Source organism: Infirmifilum sp. (assembly GCF_049970975.1).
GTDB lineage: Archaea > Thermoproteota > Thermoprotei > Thermofilales > Thermofilaceae > Thermofilum > Thermofilum uzonense.
Map to the genome: position 1 here is coordinate 1 of NZ_JBMFLX010000190.1, position 1,881 is coordinate 1,881.

At 47.2% G+C, this 1,881-nt stretch carries 1 protein-coding gene; it reads right to left on the reverse strand.

The genetic code is table 11. The features are described from left to right. Nucleotides 1–1,881, reverse strand: a 1,881-nt coding sequence (locus ACP5KC_RS10425; protein WP_428287546.1) for a hypothetical protein, incomplete at both ends; no start/stop codon positions are given.

Genomic DNA, 1,881 nt, shown 5'->3' on the forward strand with positions numbered 1-1,881 from the left:
AGATGCTCCTTATGTACCTCTAGTACGATAAAGGCGCGATCCTCGCGTACTGATAGGTTGCTATGCTTCTGCCTAACAACCTCCTTCACAGCCTTCACAGCCTCCTTAATCACATACCCCGGTATGTATACTGCCGATTCGCCGTACCTGTAGACTCTGACATTCATGTCTATGACTGCCTTCCCAGTATCTCTGAGGGACTCCTCAACATATTCCTGGAGCACCTGCTTAGCCTGCGGTATGTCGTCCACAAACTTCAGCTTATTCTTAACCTGTTTGATCAAAATTCCCCTCACATCAACTATATTCTTAGAGGTGGCATCCCCTATCCAGCCAACGACTCTAACCCAATCTCTGGGCATCCGTTGCTCTCTCCGTGACACCTCCTGCAACAAGCTTAGGTTACCCTCCTCAACAACCCCCTTGATGTAGTTATAGGTGTAGACTGTCGAGAGTGACTTAGATAGGGCTTTCGAAATTGATTGCAGGGCTTCATTCAGCATTCTACCTATCTCAGATTCTATATCGCTTAGCTCCAGCCTCATCAGCTCATATAACACCTTATCCTCTTCCCTCGGTTGCCCTCTTTCCAATGGTATAAGGTAGTGGTCGATCACATAGCTTGTGGCGCGCTTTACCGCCTCATACAGCGCCAAATCCTTCAATATATCGTAGTTTACCTCGGGGAGGATAAAAGCCACATTTAGTGCGCGTTTCTTTAAAAGGAAGTTCCTGATACGATCCCCCATATCCTTAATAGCCTCATCCTTAACCCTTTGGGTGCCAGGGTCTAGTTGCTTTAGGGAGCTCCTATCTAAATAGATGTATATGTGGAGCTTATCCTCGTGGAGGGGCTTCTTCTCGAGATCTCTGATATCGCCTACAGCTCTCACTATCACGTTCTCGTCTTCGTAATATAGTTGCTCTATATGGTTGAAGAGCTCCTCGAGTAGGGTGCTGCGGTTGGTAAGTAGCTCTTGCTCATTCCTTTTAATGAGCGACCTATAAAGAGCTGCCACATTAATCACAGGGATTGCGAAGTATGCATAGCTTCCATCGTGCAGCCTCACGCTGTGGATCCCGGTGTGTAAATCTGCAAGGTCTTTCACGATCACGTCTATCTCATTATCACTTAATCCTAGATCCCTCAGCACGCTTCTAATCTCCAGCTCCGTGGCTAGCGGGGCATTGGTGGTGGTGCCCGTCCTCTCCTTCGCCATCCTTACCAGGTCTATTAGCTTCATCTCGTCACCCGTGATAGTGAGGGCGAATACTGTGTTAACAGCTAGCATTAGCTTAGGGTTTTTAACCTCCTTCTCCATCTCATTGTATAGAGCTTGGTAGTTAGAGCCTAAAGCGTGTCCTGATAGGAAAGCCTTTATTACCTCCTCGCTGAACCTAGCCGGCGTTACAACCCTGTCGTTAGATCTAAGGGAGTTGAGGGAAAAAATCGCTATAGCCTTTATCAGGGATCTCATGTGATGTGCCTGGGGTATATCAGTATCAGCCCTCAGGATCCTTGTTAGAAGTTTATCGAAAGATCTGTGGAAGACCGCATTGAATGATGCTCCTTTCAATAGCAGCCTCTTTTCCAGGATTCCCTTAGCCTCATCCACATTCAACCACTCAGTCTGCACGAGGGCCTCAACCCTCTCTAGTTGCTCAATGAACCCATCGGCTATAGCGACTAGTTCCCTGTCCTTATCGGTTTTTATAGAATTCCATCTCTCATAATCCCTTCTCGCCGAGGCAACAACCACGACGAGGCCAGATTGTCTATGATCGGCATACTTCCTCCTATAGTTTAGGAACGAGTTTAAGAAGCTGAGAGCTCTCTTCACCTTCGAAAGCTCTATATCCCCGTGTACAAATGAATGATGG